Source organism: Lyngbya aestuarii BL J (genome assembly GCF_000478195.2).
Taxonomy (GTDB): domain Bacteria; phylum Cyanobacteriota; class Cyanobacteriia; order Cyanobacteriales; family Microcoleaceae; genus Capilliphycus; species Capilliphycus aestuarii.
The window spans coordinates 57,093-76,381 of sequence record NZ_AUZM01000028.1 but is presented as its reverse complement, the minus strand read 5'-3'; the positions used below and the strand labels follow the sequence as shown (position 1 = coordinate 76,381).

The window sequence follows — 19,289 nt, the reverse complement described above, 5'->3', positions numbered from 1 at the left end:
CTTAGTTCAGTTGGTAGAACGCAGGTCTCCAAAACCTGATGTCGAGGGTTCGAGTCCTTCAGGGCGCGCTGAACAATCTTAAGACCCAGGCGGAGTAAAGTTCGTCTGGGTAACTTGTTCGGAAATCGCACAGAGCAAAGAAGAAGCCGCAGCCCCATCCGGCGAGACTCAATCTGGTCGGTGAAATCCACTCCCCTGAAAAACTTGAGATTCGTTGGAGATTGAGAGTTGGCTGTAGCACTGTTGAAGTGCTATCATAAACTATTTGAGTTTGTTCAGCCAAACTGAGAAGCGGTCACAGTCGAGTATTGCAAGGGGAAGTTACCGTGGCAAAAAAAGATGAAGCAGGGACTAATCAATCCCCAGCAGGGTTTAACGTCGTTGACTTTTTCAAAGAAACAAAAGAGGAACTCGATAAAGTCGTCTGGCCTAGTCGTCAGCAGCTTTTTAGTGAATCAGCGGGCGTATTGCTGATGATCATGCTATCAGCAACCCTAATATACCTGGTGGATAACATCTTTCGTTGGGCATCGGGGCAAGTGTTTGGATGACGTTTGCATTCCTTCCAATCAGAGTAGTCGAGACCCATGACAGATCTAGAAGACACACAAGAATATGCAGCAGGCGAACTGCGCTGGTATGCTGTTCAGGTGGCGTCTGGCTGTGAAAAACGAGTTAAAGTCAACTTAGAACAGCGAATCAAAACGTTGGATGTTGGCGATCGCATTCTAAAAGTTCAGATTCCCCATACTCCAACCATTAAGCTCCGTAAAGATGGATCTCGCCAACAGAGTGAGGAGAAAGTCTTTCCGGGCTATGTATTGGTGCAAATGAAGTTGAAGTGGAACAGTGATTTCAGCCACTGGGATATCGACGACGAAGCCTGGCAGGTCGTCAAAAACACCCCTCATGTGATCAACTTTGTCGGAGCAGAACAGAAGCGCAGTAGCAGCCGAGGACGCGGCCACGTTAAGCCTTTGCCCTTAAGTTCGGCAGAGGTAGAACGTATATTCAGACAGACTCAGCAAGCTGAACCTGTTGTGCAAGTGGCAATGGTAGCAGGAGATCACATTGTCGTTCTCTCTGGTCCCTTCAAAGACTTTGAAGGAGATGTGATTGAAGTGAGTCCAGAGCGTAATAAACTCAAAGCATTACTCTCGATTTTCGGACGGGATACCCCCGTCGAACTTGAGTTTAATCAGGTTGAAAAACAAGGCTAAGGAATGGCAAAGAAGATAGTAGCAGTCATTAAGTTGGCAATCACTGCGGGGAAAGCCAACCCAGCCCCACCGATCGGCCCAGCATTGGGTCAACATGGGGTCAACATCATGGCGTTTTGCAAAGAATACAACGCCAAAACAGCCGATAAAGCGGGCCTAGTGATTCCGGTAGAAATTTCGGTTTATGAAGACCGCAGTTTCACCTTTATTCTCAAAACCCCACCCGCTTCGGTACTGATCAAAAAAGCACTCGGCATTGAAAAAGGTTCAGGCGAACCTCATACTCGCAAAGTGGGTAAGCTTTCCCAAGCCCAACTGCGAGAAATTGCAGAAACCAAAATGCCTGACCTGAATGCGAACGATATCGAAGCGGCGATGAAAATCGTAGCAGGAACCGCTCGCAATATGGGTGTCGAAGTGAGTGCTGATTAACAGCCCTATGGGTGAAGCAGATTCTACAACTCGTTATTAACCTCGTTATTAACGAACTGTCAGTGCAAACTATCGGGGGAGAAGTCCAACTTCGCTCGTGACCCCAAGGAGAAAATCATGGCAAAAATCTCGCGTCGATTACAGGAAGTGCTGAAAAAGGTTGAAGATCGAGCCTATGAACCTTTAGAAGCGATTCAACTGCTAAAGGAAACAGCCACAGCAAAATTCCCTGAGTCGGCAGAAGCGCATATTCGTTTAGGAATTGATCCGAAATACACCGACCAACAACTGCGAACCACTGTTACCTTACCGAAAGGAACAGGTCAAACCATTCGGGTCGCCGTTTTAGCTAAGGGTGAAAAGGTGAATGAAGCCCTAACTTCAGGTGCCGATATTGCGGGTTCTGAAGATCTGATCAACGACATCCAGAAAGGAATGCTGGATTTTGATTGCCTGATTGCGACACCTGATATGATGCCCCAAGTTGCCAAACTGGGTCGTTTATTAGGGCCAAAAGGATTGATGCCTTCTCCCAAGGGAGGAACAGTCACAACAGATGTCGCTCAGGCGATTCAGGAATTCAAAGCCGGAAAACTAGAATTTCGGGCAGATCGGACTGGAATCGTTCATGTAATGTTCGGGAAAACCGCCTTCTCTGCCGAAGACTTGCTGTTGAATTTGTGTGCGTTGCAAGAATGTATTGATCGCAACCGTCCTTCCGGCGCAAAAGGTCGTTACTGGCGGAGTGTGTACATTTCAGCAACGATGGGGCCATCTATTCCAGTCGATATTTATACCCTACGGGAAACCAAAATCACCGAAGCAGCCTAATTCTAGTGCTGTCAACTCCGACTGTAAAACCCCCGTTGGGGTTGACAAAAATAGACAATTATCTGATAATAGTCAATTGTCAAAAGTTTAAGCGAAATCCATAAACTTAAAATCTGGATTAACCAAAGACAGCAGGTGCAGAAGTCGCTTAATATCCTGCCGAGGTTAGAAGAGATAAATTTAAGATTAAAGATCAAGCAGAACACTGCTTACATTTTGATCGATTAGATTTTCAATCTTCAACCTCGGCTAATCGAGCCGGGGATTTTTTATGGCGAATCAAGATTTCTGGCTAGAGATCGACATCAAAAGCTGTCATTGATTCGACCCGATGTAAGTGGATTGTTATCCACAATGGAGATCAAAGACCAATGGGGAGAACCGTAACCGAAAAACAAGAGATTGTCGCGGATCTCAAACAGATATTGAGCGAAGCTCAACTGGCCTTAGTCATTGACTACAAAGGTCTGTCTGTTGCTCAAATCACCGATTTACGAAATCGTCTGCGGGAAACAGGGAGTAGCTGCAAAATCACCAAGAACACCTTCATGCGTAAAGCAGTCGAGGGTAATGAGACTTGGGAAGCAATGCAAGAGTTTCTGAGTGGAAGCTCTGCATTTATCTTTGCTCAAGACGATTTCGGTGCCGCGATTAAAGCCTACCAAGCTTTCCAAAAAGACTCCAAAAAAACCGAACTGCGCGGTGGAGTCATGGAAGGTCGGGCTTTAAGTATCGATGAGGTCAAGGCGATCACCGAATTGCCGACGAAGGAAGAACTGATGGCTAAAATTGCCGGAGTCATCAATTCCATCCCCACAAAACTGGCTGTGGGAACAAAAGCAGTCCCCACAAAACTGGCAGTTGGTATCAAAGAAGTACCCGCTTCCTTGGTTCGTGTCGTCAAAGCAGTTTCCGAAAAAGAAGATTCTGCCGATGCAGCTTAACCCTTTTAGCGGTTTAGTTGTCGATCGTTTATTGTTTATCAATTGTTTCTCAGGAGTTAATCCATGTCTGCTAAAACCGACGAAATTTTAGAACAGTTAAAATCCTTATCTCTGCTTGAAGCTTCTGAGTTAGTCAAGCAAATTGAAGAAGCCTTTGGAGTCGATGCTTCGGCTGTGGGTGGCGGCGGAATGATGATGATGGCTGGGGGTGCTGCTGCTCCGGGTGCTGCTGCGGCTGAACCGGAAGAGGAAAAAACAGAATTTGACGTTATCCTCGATGAGTTTCCCTCAGATAAGAAGATTGCAATTCTTAAGGTGGTTCGTACCATTACAGGCTTAGGCTTGAAAGAAGCAAAAGACCTGGTTGAAAGCGCACCCAAGCCGATCAAAGAAGCGACTAGCAAAGAAGATGCAGAGAGCGTCAAAAAGCAGCTTGAAGAAGCGGGTGCAAAAGTAACGGTTAAGTAGGATAAGACCGTTAAGTAAGTTTCTGATTCTATCAGTTATTTTAGGGTAGGCGTTGCCTACCCTAACTTGTAACAGGATATAGGAATACCGAGACCGAATGTTATATGTAGTCGAAGAAAACTAAAATTGACTACTAAGATTGGGCAACAGGGGACGAGAAGAAAAAGTGGCAAGCTCCCAGATCCTTGACATAGAATGGACGAGTATCTTCCCATCTCCCACAAATAATGACAACTGTAGATGTTAAGGCCTTTTTTCAAGCGACCAACCCCGGCAAAGCCTTATTTACAGATAACCAAAACATTGACCAAAAATACTACATCGATTTCTCGTCCGTGCGGGGGGGACAAATAATTGAAGAACTCAAAGATCAGATCGCGTTTTGGTCTTCCGATCAGCCCACCTGCCAGCTTTTTACCGGACACATTGGCTGCGGAAAATCTACCGAACTGTGGCGGCTGAAGGAACAGTTAGAAACGAAAGGCTTTCACGTCGTTTATTTTGATTCCGACAAATACTTAGAAATGGGAGACATCGACGTTACCGATATTCTCCTCACCATTGCGCGACAGGTCAGCGAAAGTTTAGAAAAGTTAGAAAAGCTGAAATTGCAAGAACCCAAAGGGTTGAAAGGTTTGCTTCAGGGGGCGGCTAAATTATTACAAACCGATCTCGAACTTTCCGCAGAAGCGAACGTTTTTGGCATCGGTAAAGTCTCGGCAAACACCGAAGGAACATTCTCGGCAGAAATGGGTTTACCGGGAATTGGCGAGGTAAAAGCCGACGAAAAAGGATTGGAATTTGTGGCTTTGGGAATTGGCAAAATCACCGCAAAAGCCAAAGATAGCCCCCAACTCCGCAGCAAACTCCGAGAATATTTAGGCCCCCGCACCAGCAGTATTATAGAAACCATCAATCACGAATTGCTTGAACCCGCAAACCAACAGTTAAAACAGTACGGAAAAAATGGATTAGTTGTCATCGTTGACAACCTGGAAAAAGTCGATAGTTCTCCGAAACCCTGGGGACGACCTCAGCCAGAATATTTATTTGTTGATCGCGGCGAACAGCTAATTAGTCTTCGCTGTCACGTTATCTATACTTTGCCTTTGGCGCTGCGGTTTTCCAACGACTACGGCACCCTAACGCAGCGTTTTAAAACGACTCCCCTCGTGTTGCCAATGGTTTCTATATATTTGCGGGATAGTCAAGAATGTGCGGAAGGAATGGCGCTTCTCAGACAGTTGGTGTTGGCGAGGGCGTTTCCCGATCTCGGCGAACAGGAACGTTTGGAGAAAATTACCGAAATTTTTGACAGCGAAGAAACCCTGGATCATTTGTGTCGAATGAGCGGGGGTCACGTGCGGAACGTGCTGCGAATGCTGAACGATGCAATTAAAAAACAGAAAGGATTGCCCATCGCCCGCGAAAATCTCGACAAGGTAATTCAAAATCTTCGCAACGAGCGAATTTTGGCCGTAGAAGATGAGGAGTGGGAATTGTTAAAAAAAGTCGTTCAAACTCAAAAAGTGACGGGCGACGACGGATATCAAAAGTTAATTCGCAGTATGTTTGTTTACGAGTACCGAGATGATCGGGGGTCTTGGTTCGATGTCAATCCCATCCTGAAAGATGCGCCCGAATTACAGTAGTTTTTTCCCCGGAAATTCCTGCCCCCTAAATCCCCCAATTCTGGGGGACGAGCGAAAAACTGAGTTCCCCCAATTTTGGGGGGCTAGGGGGGCGGAGAGGGGCAAAATAAATTAACTCTATGAAGCGTTAAAAGGGCTGTAAATTATGGCGGGTCTGAATGATGAAACCGAATTATTACAAGAGCTAATCTTTGCTCTGGAAATGTCTCAGGGGGAATTTAGGCTATTTTTGGCGAGTTGTGATTATCTCAGCCAACGCGATCGCCTAATTGAAAAACTGCGGGAATCTTTTTCGGGAAACCTGGCAGAATTGCAGCTTGATGAGTCGGTTGAGGAACTGTATTCAACGATTCACAAAAACTTGGGAGATCGACAGCCCGACGCGCTCACGGTTTGGGGTTTTGAGCGGATAAAAGGTATTGATCAACTGCTGGTTTCAATGGGGTTCGTGCGGGATGAATTTAGAAAAAATTTCCAATTTCCGATTATTTTTTGGATTGACGGGAAAATTTACCGCAAATTTGTTCGCTTAATTCCCGACTTTGAAAGTTGGACAAGTTTGACCGTTTTTGAAACTTCAACTCAAGAGTTTATCGATTTTATCCGAGAGAAAGCTGACTCCGTTTATCGGGTCGTTTTAGAGAGCGGGGCGGGCATATTTTTGAATCATATTGCTCTCGGTGTGGGAAAATCGAGTTATCAAGAGTTGATGGCAGCACGGCAAAAATTGGAAAATCGGGGGGTAAAATTAGAGCCGGAGTTGGAAGCAAGTTTAGAATTTGTATTGGGTCGAGTTGGGGATAATTCAACAGAAACCGCGTTAAGCCATTATCAGCGCAGCCTCGAACTTTGGGAAGGGCTTAATAATACAGTGCGAATAGCTCATAGCAATTATTATTTGGGGCTGTGGTGGCGCAGTTACGCCGTTAGAAATCGGGTAGAAAAAGAGAATGCTTTTGATCGCGCTTGCCCTTATTTTCAGCAGTCAATCAACACTTTTGAAACGGCAAAACGCCCGGATTTAGCTGCGAAATTTATCAACGCTTGGGGAGAAGTTTTGCAGATTTTGGGGCGTTGGAATGAGTTGGAAACCGTTGCTAATAAAGCAATAGAACTTTTAGATCCCCCCCAGCCCCCCTTGGTAAGAGGGGAGTCTAATTCTTCTTCCTCCCCCCTTTTTAAGGGCAGGAGGGGGGATCTTTTCCAGGAGGATTATAACCGAACATTTAGACTCGCCCGTGCTTATGGTTTTTTGGCTGAAGTTGAACTTGCAAAAAACAACAATAAACGAGCTAGAGAACTCGCCAGTAAATCCCTAAAAATTGTTCATAAAAATCTCTACAAACTCTCAAATAACGTTTCAGAAAATGAGCAATATATTTTAGATTGGGAACGTTTTTATCATCGGGGCTGGTATTTATTTACCCGGGCAAAAGCCGAACAAAGTTTGGGTGAAATAAAAGTCGCGGTCGCTACCCTAGAACGTGCAAAAGCAGAAACAAAGCCCGAGTATGACCCGAAATTATATATTTCTATCCTGCAAAAACTACAATCAATTTATTGCCAACAAAAAGAATACTTAAAAGCCTTTGAACTGAAGCAAGAACGACAAAGAATTGAGCAGGAGTTCGGGCTACAAGCCTTTATCGGTGCGAATCGTTTGCAAGATATAAAATTTAATATTAACCCCGCTTTTCCCGAATTTGAACGCCGCAGGCTTAACGAGGAAATTGCCGCATCTGGACGACAATTGGATGTGGAAACCTTGGTCGAAAGAATTAGTCGCCCGGACTACAAACTCATCGTTATTCACGGACAGTCAGGAGTTGGAAAAAGTTCAATTTTGCAGGCGGGATTAATACCGACTTTGGAAAAAAAATCAATCGATACCCGCGATGTGGTCGTAGTTTTGCAGCGAGTTTATGTGAATTGGATTTCGGTTTTGGGCGAAGGTTTGGCTGAACAACTGAAAAGTTTTCAAAAACTTGATCTTAATTCGGAACCGTTGAACTCGAAAGAGGCTATTTTTGGTCAGTTAAAAAAGAACGATGAACTCAATCTCGTTACGGTAATTATTTTGGATCAATTTGAGGAATTTTTCTTTGCAAATCCCGAACCCAAGAACAGGCGCGAATTTGCCGAGTTTTTGCAAGAGTGTTTGAACATTCAATTTCTCAATATTATTTTGTCGCTGCGAGAGGATTATATTCATTACCTGCTAGAATTTAACCGCCTGGGAAATTTGGAAGCCATCAACAATCATATTTTAGATAAAAAAATTCTTTACTATTTGGGGAACTTTTCTCGGGAACAAGCCGACTCGGTTATTCAAGAACTGACTCAAAACTCCCAATTTAAGATCGATGCTAACCTGAGAGAAAAATTGGTTGAAGACTTGGCGGAAGAATTGGAAGAAGTGCGCCCCGTTGAGTTGCAAATTGTGGGGTCGCAACTTCAGACCGAAAAGATTACCACCGTCGAACAGTATCAAGAACTCGGAGACAACCCTAAAGCAGAATTGGTCAACCGATATTTGGCGGAAGTCGTGAGAGACTGCGGGGTAGAAAATCAAAAATTGGCGTGGTTGGTGTTGCTGCTTTTAACCGACGAAAATAACACGCGCCCCCTGAAAACTCGGGCGGAGTTGACCAAAGAATTACGGTTGAATCTAGAAAATTTGGAGTTGGTGTTAAAGATTTTTGTCGATTCGGGGCTGGTGTTTTTGTTGCCGGAAAAGCCCGAAGACCGCTATCAGTTGGTACACGATTATTTGGTTGCGTTTATTCGACAGCGAAAAGGATTAGAAATCCTCGAAGAACTCAAACAAGAACGGAAAAAACGCCAGCAGTTGCAGAAATGGTTGGTTAGGGGTTCGGTTGCGGCTTCGTTGGTAATGACCCTATTAACAGTGGGGATGACAATCTTTGGTTTGCAAGCAGAAGCCGAAAAAAAACGGGCAGAAAAACAAACAATTATTGCCCAGGCAAACGAAGCCAGAGCGCTATCAATTTCGGGCGAACGGTGGGATGGACTGATGACTGCGATGAAGGCCTGGCAACAACAGGTCGATAATAAAGTTGAACCCACAGGAGACGCTAGCCAGATGGCAAATGTTCTGCGAGTTGCAGTTTACAAACGCAACCCAGAGGAGTTTAGAGAGTCTAACCGTCTCGAAGGACACGAAGGCCCGGTTTGGGGCGTGGCATTTAGTCCCGACGGAGAAACGATTGCTTCTGCCAGTGATGACAAAACGGTGAAGTTGTGGAACCGCAAAGGAGAACTGTTGGCGACCCTCGAAGGACACGAAAGCGGGGTCAGGGGCGTGGCATTTAGTCCCGACGGAGAAACGATTGCAACTGCCAGTTGGGACAAAACGGTGAAGTTGTGGACAGATTTACGGGTCGAAGATTTGACAGAGCGGGGTTGCGAGTGGTTGAATGATTACCTGATTACTCATCCCCAGGAGTTGGAGGAACTCGAAGTTTGCCAAATTAACTCTTCTCGCCGAAAAGACGCTGGGAGGAGTTGGGTAATAGAAGGAGAGAAATTAGCCAGGGAAGGGAAAATTGAGGAGGCTATTGCAACATTTGAGAAAGCGATTGAATGGAACCCCGACCTCAACATTGATCGCAATTTTCAAGCTTGGGCAGAATCGTTATACAAAGCAGAAAAGTTGATGGAGGAAGGCACAAAAGCCGCAAGGGAAGGAGACATAGAAACCGCCATACAAAAGTATCAACAAGCTATAGAACCCGACAAAGTGGCATTCATCCCAACTTTGCAAAATATTGACCCGGAAGCCCAAGCTAGATATCAGGCAACAGAGGCAGCTAACGCATTATTGTATAAAGGGGAGGAACTTCTTCGATCTGGTAAAGGTAAAGTTTCAGAAGCAATTGACACCTACAAACAGGCCGAAAAAATCCACCCCGCTCAAATTTCTGTTAGTAATTGGAATAAACTGTGTTGGTATGGCAGTTTAAACAAACAACCGACAGAGGTAATGTTTGCCTGCGAAAAAGCGATCGCTCTCGATCCCAAAAATGTTTGGGCTGTTAGAACTCGCGGACTTGCCAAAGCGTTAACGGGGGATATTCAAGGGGCGATCGCCGATTTTCAGGTATTTGTAAATGGAACCGACAGTCAGGAATATAAAACTCAAGCCCAAGACTGGATCGATGCGCTTCGGGCGGGTAAAAATCCATTTACCGATGAGGTTTTGGAAGAATTAAAATAATTAACTCTATTACAGATTAGGAGAGGGATTATTTCTATTTTTAGTTTAACATTAATCGCGATCGGAAGTCGAGGGCGGAGGGGAACCGTTGAGGCGATCAAAAATATAACGGGACATCTCCGGGAAAATTTCTTCATCATCTGCATAAGCAGAATTATTCGCAAAAATCGCTAGAATGTAAATAGCTTTGTCATCCATTGTTCTGATAAATGCCACTTCTTGGCGGGAATGACTGGTATAACCGACTTTTGAACCAAAATAAATATTAGTGGGTAAAGACTCCCCTAAAAATCCTTCAATAGAATTCGGTTGTTCATCTTTCCAAGCTTCGGGGTTTAAGTCTCTCGTTAGCAAATAGGCGATTTTTGTTGAGGCGGTTTCCGAGATGGCTTGTTTGGTGTAAACTTCATACATGAGACGGGCCGCCTGATCGGTCGTTATGCGATTTCCACCCGCCAAAAATGAATTTTTCCAAAGTTGAAAATCTCGTCCGGCTGGTTTTTCGTCTCCATTAACAAGGGGATAATTTTTGACCGTAAGTTTGATCCCGGTATAACCGGCTTCTCTAAAAAAAATATTAATTTGATGACGTTTATTAATCCAAGTCTCTAACGCTTTTCCTTCTAACTCTTCTCCCGATTTTGTCCGGGTAATACTATCTAAAATGCGGCTGGCTGAATCATTATCTGAAATCCGCATCATATTTGATAAATCGACATGATAGGCAGATTCGTCTTTAACAAGACCTGCTTCGGAATAACCCAAGAAACCAACCAACCAGAATAACTTAGCGACACTCGCTGGAAATCTCAAAACTGCATTATTGTAACCTGCATAGGTATGAATTTTTGAACCGCTAACGTCGATTAAAGTAATGGATAAAGAATCGGTGGGGAGTTGTTTATCTGCTGCGAGTTTAACGGTTTCATCGACAATCTTCTGAAGGGTTTCGCTCTCAATCAGTTGAGGGAGTTGTCGAATATTATAGACCAAGCTACCATGAGCATTGGATAATACAGTTGGAGTCGAACGAATCGATTTTGTTGGAGACGATGACAGCACTGTTTTCGCAAGCATGATCGCCGTTGAACCGATAAATGTGATGGCGATCGTTAGTAAGAAAATTCGAGCATAGTGAATTCGAGATCGGTGAATTCGAGATTGAGAGGTACGGCGTTTGGGGTGAATCATAAAGTGGTGTTGTCACACCGAAACAGGAATAGGGAAATGGACTCGATGCAAAACGCAAAACAATACTACAATATAGTACCTCTTATTGGAAAAATTGGAGTTCAGTTTCAGGCGTATTTGCTTGGGGTTTTTTGTAGATCTACAAGTTGATCGCAAACTCTAATTTAATATTGTCAATAAACAATCCTATCCTAAAATTGTCTATAAGTCATAAAAAAGCCGAGAGCAAGGCTCTGGCTTTTGAGTTGATCACGAGAAATATCTGTTCGGCTTAGGGATGATTAAGCAGCGATCACATCGCTTAAGTCACCTTGGAGATAACGTAAGATAGAGTCAACGGTTTCGTTCTTCAGCCATCCCTTCTCAACGGCGATTTCTCCAAAACGCATCTGAGTTGTGCTTTGTTCGCTCAAAATCGCTTCGATTTGCCGCTCGTCGAGCAACCGAGCCTGTTTCAAGTAGTAACCAATCGGCTGCTTTCGGGATTCCATCGCCACCTGCGGTAACTGTTCAGCAAAGAAGTTGATCGTTTCTTGATGAACCCATCCCTGATTGGCGACAATCTCTCCAAATCGAAGATGAGGTTGTTTCGCCTGAGCCTCTAAAACCCGATTGACTTGAGCGGGAGTGAGTAAACCTGCTTCTTGCAAGACTTGACCTAATAACGGCATCTGCAAACCTTGGGCTACAGAGGAGAACAGGGAAAACTGAGGTGAACTATACAGGTTGAGCCATTGCTTAATCACTAACCATACGAAGGGAAGATCATCAACTAGATAGCGTTTCCAGAGTCGTTTGGGTTCGCAGGAGAGACGATAGAGCCATTCAATTCCCAGTTCGCTCATCCATTCCGGCGAACGAGGTTTTTCACCCGCCTCGAAGTCAATAGAAGCTCCAATTGCCAGGAAGATGCGAATATTTTTAAGCTTGTGTTTGTGCTTAACGATCCATTTTTCCTGCTTGGGTGCCCCTAAACCAACCGCTAATACAGTGGCTCCGGACTGGTTGATTCGATCAATAATTCTTTGGCATTCAACTTCATCTTTCTCAAAACCATAGGGCGGAGAATAAGTATCAATCACCATCTCTCGCCCGACTATGCTATTAATTTTTTCTTGAGCGCGAACACCTACCCCGACCCCTGCACCGAGCAAAAAGATAGTCGTATTTTCGCAATTTTTATAATATCTGTAAAAAGCGGGGAATAAATCAGAGCCTGATATTTTTTCACGTAAAGGTTGACCGAGAAGGCGAGAGGCATAATATAAGACTTGACTATCGCAGACTTTGTAATCTGAGTTTTGATAGATTTTGTAGAACTCTTCATCCCGTTGAAGATTAATCAAGTGATCGACATTCGGTGTAAAAACAACACCACCCTGTTGACCTAACTTCTCAAGCAGCTCATCGGTAGACAGGTTATCAATATTTACATTAAGAATTTTAACGGTATTCATAGGTAAAAGTTATGACTAAATGGCTAGATTGATTAGATCCCCCGATTAACTCTCTGTGATCAGTGTAGGATTTTGCACTGGGGCAGGGAGTGAACTTTTGTATGGGAAGCTTCACTTGAAGTTTAGTTGCTGATATCGAGACACCAACAGCTTCAATTTCCGTCTGAATGCGTTCCTGAATTGATTCACTAATCGCTCTTTAACCAAGATTTTAGATGTCAAATCTTTTCTAAAGTTCAATTAATGCTTCGCTTCTCTTAACTGCAATTATAGGAGTATTTATTGTAAAGATACTAGATGTTTTTGTAAAGTTTAAAGGCTTTCTGTGTAAAGCTTCGGTAAAGATTGGGACATGAGTTGGACATGATTGAGAAGTAAAAATTAGTGAATTTGGGGAAGTGATGAGATTTTCCTTGTACACTAACATCCGTATATTCGTCTAAATCAACTGAAATCTCGAAGTTGAGGATCAAGCGGATGAAGCTCTCAGAAGCCTTGAATACTTGGCTTTATGGGTTTTGAGATTTAGCCGAAAATCACATTGAGCAAACTGTTCATAAATTTGACTGACCTCACTGATATTGCAGTATATCCTAATCAGTCTATCAATTTTATGACACGAACCCGACTAAGAGAGCCATACTACTCTTTGTCTCCTCCTTGTCCGTTACACTCAAAGCATCTTCGGGTTTATCACCCACAACAAAACCATATAGAGATGCAGCTACAGAGGAGAGCGCGCGCTGTGGATCAACAAATTCAAGACTTAATCGAGCAACTCCAGCAATTTGAACACACCAGTTCCAAAGGACGCAAAGCCTTAACTCGACTCCTGATTATCATCCAAGGACATCCAGATTTATACCGATCCTCCCATCGGGACTATTCTGAGGCGCTCAATCGTACCCTAGAATGGGTGTGTAAAAACATTCAATCTTTTGAACCCCGTCCTCCTTCTATTGAGCAGAGCCTTATTCGTTGGATTAATGGTTATTTAAAATGGAGGGTTAGAGATTTGTTTACGACTAATCATACTCCAAGTTTAGATCGTCCAATCAGCAACAAAGAGGGAGAATCAACCACTCTAATGGATCGCTTAGAAGATCCAAATGCCATCACCAATCTTGAGGGATGGATCGAACAAACTCAAAAGGAAAGACGTTTAAGTATTGGGGATACAGTGTGGGAGTATATTGAAAAAGATCCCGAAAATCTGCTCAAAAATTGTTATCCCAAAAAACAACCAGAATGTCATTGCCAAATTTTAGCAATACGCCTACTTTTACAACAACCTCCTCATAAAATTTCTGAGATCGCCCGAGAATATAATATCAGCAACCAAACGCTTTACTCTCACTGGAAGCGGAAATGTCTTCCTTTATTACAAACGATTGGTGATCAAATTAGCAAACGCTTTGGACTAGAAAAATGAACCAAACTTTCTCTTTAACTTTACCTGTTCCGATTAGCCAAGATGCTCACCGTTTTGCCCAACAATTTGCTAGAGAACAAGCTACTCCGCAGAAAGGAAAACAGGTTTATCTCAATACATTAGCGGTTGTTGCGGTGCGAGATTATCTGGGATGGTTATCCATTTCTACTGCAATTGATCAAGGAGACTGTTGGCATCCTACTAAAAGGGCAATGTTGAATGTAGCTGACTTAGTTTTACCTCATTTAGGTAAACTAGAATGTATTCCGATTTTACCCAATCAAGATCATTTAGAAATTTCTCCAGAAGTTGCTGATAACCGTTTAGGTTATGTTACGGTTCAGTTGAGTGAAGACCTCCAACAAGTCAAGTTATTAGGGTTTGTTTCCGCTCAAGAAATTGCTTGTCCTCCTGAATCTATCCCTCTCAATCAGCTTCATTCCCTTGATCATTTAATTGATACAATTGAATGGCATCGCAAATGGAAAAATTTGTGGAAAAACCTAACTCAATCTGAATGGCAACCGATACAATTATTACCTATTCCGAATGCAGTCAGAAGTTCAAATTCAGTACCAGCAAGAGAGGCTAATTTCCGAACTGCGAAGTCCTTAGAACAAAGCTTTATTCGAGGTAAAGTGATTCAATGGGAAAATGATCCCACCAAGCCAGCTATTTTATTGACTGTAAGAGTCAGCGAAAATTCTACAGAAGAAGTTGATGTTAAAATGAGACTTTATTCCTTTGAAGACAACATTTATTTACCTGCGGGTTTGGAGGTGAGTGTACTCGATGAATCTGGAGTCGCTTGTATGAAGACTCAAGCCAGAGAAGAAGATCAGTGGATTGAGTTGGAAGTCGGTTGTAAACCGCAGGAACAATTTAGTTTACAAATCACCTTAAATCAAGATAAGATTATCGAAAATTTTAAGATTTAAGTTAATTAAGGTTAGAAGAATGACAGTTATCAAAGTGCTTGTATTCTGGGATCAGGGAGTTAATAAATTTAGAGTTCGGCTGGCGATGAGCGATGCTCAAATTAATTCCCTCGATGGTTATTTGCCCGCTTTACCCGGTGATTTAGAAGCCTCAAAAGTACAATTTGAATCTTCCGATTATCGTCATCAGGCTTACAGTCAGTGGCAATATTCCTACAGTCAATTTGAAGCGGTTCGTCAGGTTGTTAGTCATCGAATTAACCCGAAAAAAATTATCACCGATTCTGAAGCCAGAGCGAGAAGTTCCGAGCAAAAAGAATCGGTTGTTAATAGTTTAAACGAATGGCTAAATTGTCAAGATTCGGCTTGGCAACCCCTGAGAGATGAATTAATTGCCGTTCTCAGTCACTTACAAAAAACCGGAAAAGAAGCCCGTCTTTTTCTCGATACAGACCACTCTCAACTGCGCCGTCTTCCCTGGCAAGAATGGGACTTATTCAAATATCGTTTTCCTCAGGCGGAAGTGGCGGTTCGTCTCCAAAGCAGCCGGACACGAATTCAGCCCATTCGTCAATATTCTCAAGTTAAAGTGTTAGCTTTAATTGGGAATAGTGAAGGAATTAATACTCAGTTTGATGAAGAAGTCATTCAAGCTTTAGAGAAAAAAAATGCACAAGTTACTTTTTTAAAACAACCGACTCGCGAAGAACTTTCACAAGCATTGCGAGACGAAAACGGTTATCACTTATTTATTTTTTCGGGTCATAGTTGTTCCAATCCTGATGGAACAATTGGCAAGATTGAATTAAATAATACTCAGGATGCAATTTCCATTGAAGAATTTAAAAGTTCTTTTGGAATAGCAATTAAACAGGGGTTACAACTGGCAATTTTCAATTCTTGCGATGGTTTAGGACTCGCCCACCAACTGGCGGAGTTGGGTTTACCTCGAAGTATTGTGATGCGAGAACCGATTCCTGATGAAGTGGCGGTCAAGTTTTTGAAGTATTTTTTTGAAGAATTTAGCAACAACAAATCGCTGTTTCATTCGATTCATTTTTCGAGAGAAAGACTGATTGAATCTGGTTTTGAAAAGTCTTATCCGGGTGTTTCCTGGCTGCCTACCCTTTGCGTACAGGAAGTCACGCTTTCTAGCAACTCGCTGATTTGGCAAGATTTTATTAAGCCTAAAGCCCTCCTACAAGCTTGGATCAAACCGTTGGGGATAACAGCGAGTTTGGCATTAGTTACAATATTTGCGTCTATTTTCTATCAGATTCTAGTAGACAAACCTCAATATCTTACTCCCCAAAAAATAGAAAATCAAATTAGCCAGGGTGAAAAGCTTCTAATTTCATCTAATGTAAACCCTGCAAAGAAAGCCGGAATTCTTGACTACAATAATCGAGATTATAGAGGGGCGATCAATAATTTTATTCGGGCGCTGAATGAAAATCCTAACGATCCGGAAACTCTCATTTATTTGAATAATGCAATTATTCAAGAAAAAGTCAAGACGAACACGGGGAAAAAAGTTGAAATTGGTGTGAGTGTACCGATTGGCAGTGAACCCAATGTTTCCCAAGAAATTTTACGAGGTGTCGCTCAAGCTCAAACTGAGATTAATTGTGGTTTGGAAGAAGTTTATCAAGCAATTTCCGAACTTCAAACTCAATTTAACTGTACCAAAGGTTTCATCAATGAAACTTTTTTACTGGTGACAATTGCTGATGATGAATATGACCCGAAAGTTGCCGAAAAAGTCGCTGAAGCTTTTGTCAACAATCAAAATATATTAGGGGTGATTGGTCACTATTCGAGCGATATGACACTGAAAGCCGGAGAAATTTATGATAAACATCGATTGGTTGCGATTTCTCCCACCAGCACTTCGGTGAGTTTATCTAATTTTAGTCGTTATGTTTTTCGGACAGTTCCGAGCGATCGCATGGCGGCTCAACAGTTATTTGAATATATGCGTCAGCAACTCGGACAAGATGCAAAAGTAGCAGTTGCTTATGTTTCGGGAAATGCCTACAGTGAATCTCTAAGCAATGAATTTGAGGAGTTACTCTATCCTAATTCTTTTGTTCAAAAATGCGATTTATCGAGCCGTGTTTTTAGTGCAGCGGACTGTGTAGAAAAGGCAAAAGATCAGGGTGCTGAAGTCTTGTTATTAGTGCCAGCTACAGATGAAAGCCTCACTAAAGCGATTGGAATTATTAACAATACGAATGGAGATTTACAACTTTTAGGCGGAGATTCTGTTTACAGCTTCCGAACTTTAAAAGATGCGGGTGAAGAAGCTTTTAACGGAAATCTTACCATTGCCATTCCCTGGCATCGAAGACCGGATTCTGAATTTTCCCAACAAGCTCAACGCTTTTGGAAAGGCTCTGTAAACTGGCGAACTGCTACTTCATATGATGCCACTAAAGCGATAATTAAAGCCTTGATTGAAAGTCGCGGAAATTTAAGTCGTATTCAGCTTTATCAAAAGCTTTCGAGTCCGAATTTTTTCGCCCAAGGAGCAGAAGGAGAGATTTATTTTGAATCCTCAAATGATGTTAAATCAACGAAGAGTGTGTTAGTCGTGGTTAAAAATAACGGGGAGGATAATATGTTTGAAATTATTAAATTAAACGGTTTTTAAACTCTGGTTATTTATTTATAACTGAGGCAAAACTCAAGGATTTTAGATTTTTGCATAAATTCTCTGAGAGGGGTTGAGAGTGTAGTAGAAGATTAAATTCTACACCAAACGATGAAAACTCATCACTTAATTACAGGTCTGATGGTCGCATCAGGACTGCTGTTGCTTAATGCTTGTAATTCTGCTTCTAGTGGAGAAGAAATCGAGGTTAAATTTTTAGTTGGAAGTGCTTTAGAAAAGTTCTGTAGCCAAGCGGCTCATCAGTTTAACCGACAAAAACATAAGCTAGAAAATGGTCAAGCCTTTTACCTAAGTTGTGAAGCCAAAGGGAGCGGAGATGTTGTGAGTAAGGTTGTCTCTCTCGCCGAACAATTCAAAGCCGGAACTTTACCCCCAGAAGCACCCGAATTTCCGACATTAATCTCTGTAGATGGAGACATTTATCTGACTCAACTCCGCTATCAAATTAATCAGATTTTCCCCGGACAAAATTACATTCCCCAAGTCACCGATGCGCCGCTTTTAGCAAATAGTCCAATGGTGTTTATGGTGCCTTCAGAAGTCGCGGTCGGATTACGCAAACAAGAGAATTTATACCAAGCATTACTGAATGCAAAAACTCATCAAGATCTCGATCCCAACAGTCCTTTATTGCCCATTCATTTTGTACAAACGGCGCCGACTCGTTCTAATTCCGGTTTACAAACTTTAGTGACTCAATTTGCTTCGGTTGCGAACAAACCCCCCGAACAATTAACTGTAGAAAATATCCAGCAGTATCAATCCCAAGTTCAACAAATTCAAAGTAAAGTTACTCGCTACGGAATTTCAACGAATTCTTTGGCTTCTGATATGGTGAAAAATGGTTCATTTTGGGCGTCAATTGCATCGGTTTATGAGTCTTCTGTGATTGCGGCTAATACAAATAAAAAAAGTAATTTAGTTCAGTATGAAGCGATTTATCCCCGATCTACTTTTACTTCAAATATGCGAGCAATTTTGCCAAATGCGCCTTGGGTGAGTGCGGATGAACAAGCCGCAGCAGAACAAATAATTGAGTATTTGCGATCGCCTGAAGCTCAAAAAATAGCAACTGAATTTGGATTGAGGCCCGGTGTGCCGGGAGTGGCTTTGGGGGCTAAATTTTCGCCTCAATTTGGAGTCGATCCCAATGCTCGATATGATTCTTTGCGATCGCCGGAACCGGAGGTGGTAGAGGCGATGTTAAAGTCTTGGCAAGAATTTGCAAAAAAACCTTCAAAAGTTGTGATTGTTGTCGATTCTTCGGGTTCAATGGTGGGGAGAAAGTTATCGGGAGTTCAGAATACTTTGCGATATTATATCGAAAGTTTGGGGGTGAAAGAAAGAATTGCGCTGATTGATTTTGACTCGGAAATTCGCCCGCCTGTTGTGGTAGATGGAACGTCAGAAGGACGCAATCAAGGAATGCTATTTATTAATAATTTGAAAGCGGAAGGCGGTACAAAATTGTATGATGCAACTTTATCTGCTCAAACTTGGCTGCAACAAAACCAACAACCGGATGCGATTAATGCGGTGATTATTTTGACGGATGGAGAAGATTCTGCATCTCAAATTTCTTTAGATAAACTTCAACAAGAACTCAAAAAAACAGGCTTTAATACGGATCAACGAATTGCCTTTTTTACGATTGGCTATGGAAAAAAAGGCGAGTTTAATTCAACAGTTTTACAGGAAATTGCTGACTTGAATAGCGGTTATTATCGCCAGGGAGATCCGGAAACGATTTCTACTTTGATGGCAGATTTACAAGTTGAGTTTTAAAGGATTGAAAATATATAAAGGAGGGGAA

14 protein-coding genes and 1 other annotated feature are annotated in these 19,289 nt (G+C 42.6%); of the genes, 12 read left to right on the top strand and 2 right to left on the bottom strand.

Going from position 1 to position 19,289, the window contains the following annotated elements; all coding sequences use genetic code 11:
• The first annotated feature begins 326 nt into the window (after window positions 1-326).
• From secE to M595_RS13645, 8 genes are all read left to right on the top strand, one after another.
• Window positions 327-551, top strand: a complete 225-nt coding sequence (gene secE, locus M595_RS13680) for a preprotein translocase subunit SecE (RefSeq protein ID WP_009782969.1) — start codon at window positions 327-329, stop codon at window positions 549-551.
• A gap of 36 nt (window positions 552-587) precedes the next feature.
• Window positions 588-1,220, top strand: a complete 633-nt coding sequence (gene nusG, locus M595_RS13675; protein WP_023066847.1) for a transcription termination/antitermination protein NusG — start codon at window positions 588-590, stop codon at window positions 1,218-1,220.
• 3 nt (window positions 1,221-1,223) lie between these two features.
• Window positions 1,224-1,652, top strand: a complete 429-nt coding sequence (rplK, locus tag M595_RS13670; protein ID WP_009782967.1) for a 50S ribosomal protein L11 — start codon at window positions 1,224-1,226, stop codon at window positions 1,650-1,652.
• 114 nt (window positions 1,653-1,766) lie between these two features.
• A complete protein-coding gene (gene rplA / locus M595_RS13665; RefSeq protein WP_152983575.1) occupies window positions 1,767-2,483 on the top strand; it encodes a 50S ribosomal protein L1 in 717 nt (238 codons plus the stop codon).
• Between the two features lie 104 nt (window positions 2,484-2,587).
• Window positions 2,588-2,762, top strand: a sequence feature (ribosomal protein L10 leader region).
• 92 nt (window positions 2,763-2,854) lie between these two features.
• Window positions 2,855-3,427 (top strand): 50S ribosomal protein L10, encoded by a 573-nt coding sequence (rplJ, locus tag M595_RS13660; protein WP_023066873.1) that lies wholly within the window; start codon window positions 2,855-2,857, stop codon window positions 3,425-3,427.
• Between the two features lie 63 nt (window positions 3,428-3,490).
• The gene (gene rplL, locus M595_RS13655; RefSeq protein ID WP_023066876.1) at window positions 3,491-3,895 is read left to right on the top strand and encodes a 50S ribosomal protein L7/L12; all 405 of its coding nucleotides are present in this window, start codon (window positions 3,491-3,493) and stop codon (window positions 3,893-3,895) included.
• A gap of 227 nt (window positions 3,896-4,122) precedes the next feature.
• Complete coding sequence (locus M595_RS13650) at window positions 4,123-5,547, top strand: ATP-binding protein (RefSeq protein ID WP_023066841.1); 1,425 nt, start codon at window positions 4,123-4,125, stop codon at window positions 5,545-5,547.
• Window positions 5,548-5,692: 145 nt separating this feature from the next.
• Entirely contained in the window at window positions 5,693-9,784 is a 4,092-nt protein-coding gene (locus M595_RS13645) for a WD40 repeat domain-containing protein (protein WP_023066825.1), read from the top strand.
• A gap of 51 nt (window positions 9,785-9,835) precedes the next feature.
• On the opposite strand, the gene M595_RS13640 is transcribed toward M595_RS13645, so the two are convergent.
• Complete coding sequence (locus M595_RS13640) at window positions 9,836-10,975, bottom strand: serine hydrolase (RefSeq protein WP_023066842.1); 1,140 nt, start codon at window positions 10,973-10,975, stop codon at window positions 9,836-9,838.
• A gap of 281 nt (window positions 10,976-11,256) precedes the next feature.
• Window positions 11,257-12,432, bottom strand: coding sequence for a WecB/TagA/CpsF family glycosyltransferase (locus tag M595_RS13635; RefSeq protein ID WP_023066829.1), 1,176 nt, complete (start codon window positions 12,430-12,432; stop codon window positions 11,257-11,259).
• Between the two features lie 745 nt (window positions 12,433-13,177).
• Here M595_RS13635 and M595_RS13630 point away from each other — a divergent pair.
• The 4 genes from M595_RS13630 (at window position 13,178) to M595_RS13615 (ending at window position 19,261) form a co-directional block, all read left to right on the top strand.
• Entirely contained in the window at window positions 13,178-13,864 is a 687-nt protein-coding gene (locus M595_RS13630) for a helix-turn-helix domain-containing protein (protein ID WP_023066875.1), read from the top strand.
• A complete protein-coding gene (locus M595_RS13625; protein ID WP_023066826.1) occupies window positions 13,861-14,802 on the top strand; it encodes a DUF1822 family protein in 942 nt (313 codons plus the stop codon). Before M595_RS13630 ends, M595_RS13625 begins: the two co-directional genes overlap by 4 nt.
• A 19-nt stretch (window positions 14,803-14,821) precedes the next feature.
• Window positions 14,822-17,455 carry an ABC transporter substrate-binding protein gene (locus M595_RS13620; RefSeq protein WP_052001773.1) on the top strand — a complete coding sequence of 878 codons (2,634 nt, stop codon included), beginning with the start codon at window positions 14,822-14,824 and terminating at the stop codon, window positions 17,453-17,455.
• 111 nt (window positions 17,456-17,566) lie between these two features.
• A complete protein-coding gene (locus M595_RS13615) occupies window positions 17,567-19,261 on the top strand; it encodes an extracellular solute-binding protein (RefSeq protein ID WP_023066820.1) in 1,695 nt (564 codons plus the stop codon).
• Window positions 19,262-19,289: the final 28 nt, after the last annotated feature.

What these genes read in the sequence shown, in the direction of transcription:
- nusG (WP_023066847.1), top strand. Translation starts at nt 588, where the DNA reads ATGACAGATCTAGAAGACACACAAGAATATGCAGCAGGCGAACTGCGC.
- rplK (WP_009782967.1), top strand. Translation starts at nt 1,224, where the DNA reads ATGGCAAAGAAGATAGTAGCAGTCATTAAGTTGGCAATCACTGCGGGG.
- rplJ (WP_023066873.1), top strand. Translation starts at nt 2,855, where the DNA reads ATGGGGAGAACCGTAACCGAAAAACAAGAGATTGTCGCGGATCTCAAA.
- rplL (WP_023066876.1), top strand. Translation starts at nt 3,491, where the DNA reads ATGTCTGCTAAAACCGACGAAATTTTAGAACAGTTAAAATCCTTATCT.
- M595_RS13650 (WP_023066841.1), top strand. Translation starts at nt 4,123, where the DNA reads ATGACAACTGTAGATGTTAAGGCCTTTTTTCAAGCGACCAACCCCGGC.
- M595_RS13645 (WP_023066825.1), top strand. Translation starts at nt 5,693, where the DNA reads ATGGCGGGTCTGAATGATGAAACCGAATTATTACAAGAGCTAATCTTT.
- M595_RS13640 (WP_023066842.1), bottom strand. Translation starts at nt 10,975, where the DNA reads ATGATTCACCCCAAACGCCGTACCTCTCAATCTCGAATTCACCGATCT.
- M595_RS13635 (WP_023066829.1), bottom strand. Translation starts at nt 12,432, where the DNA reads ATGAATACCGTTAAAATTCTTAATGTAAATATTGATAACCTGTCTACC.
- M595_RS13625 (WP_023066826.1), top strand. Translation starts at nt 13,861, where the DNA reads ATGAACCAAACTTTCTCTTTAACTTTACCTGTTCCGATTAGCCAAGAT.
- M595_RS13620 (WP_052001773.1), top strand. Translation starts at nt 14,822, where the DNA reads ATGACAGTTATCAAAGTGCTTGTATTCTGGGATCAGGGAGTTAATAAA.
- M595_RS13615 (WP_023066820.1), top strand. Translation starts at nt 17,567, where the DNA reads ATGAAAACTCATCACTTAATTACAGGTCTGATGGTCGCATCAGGACTG.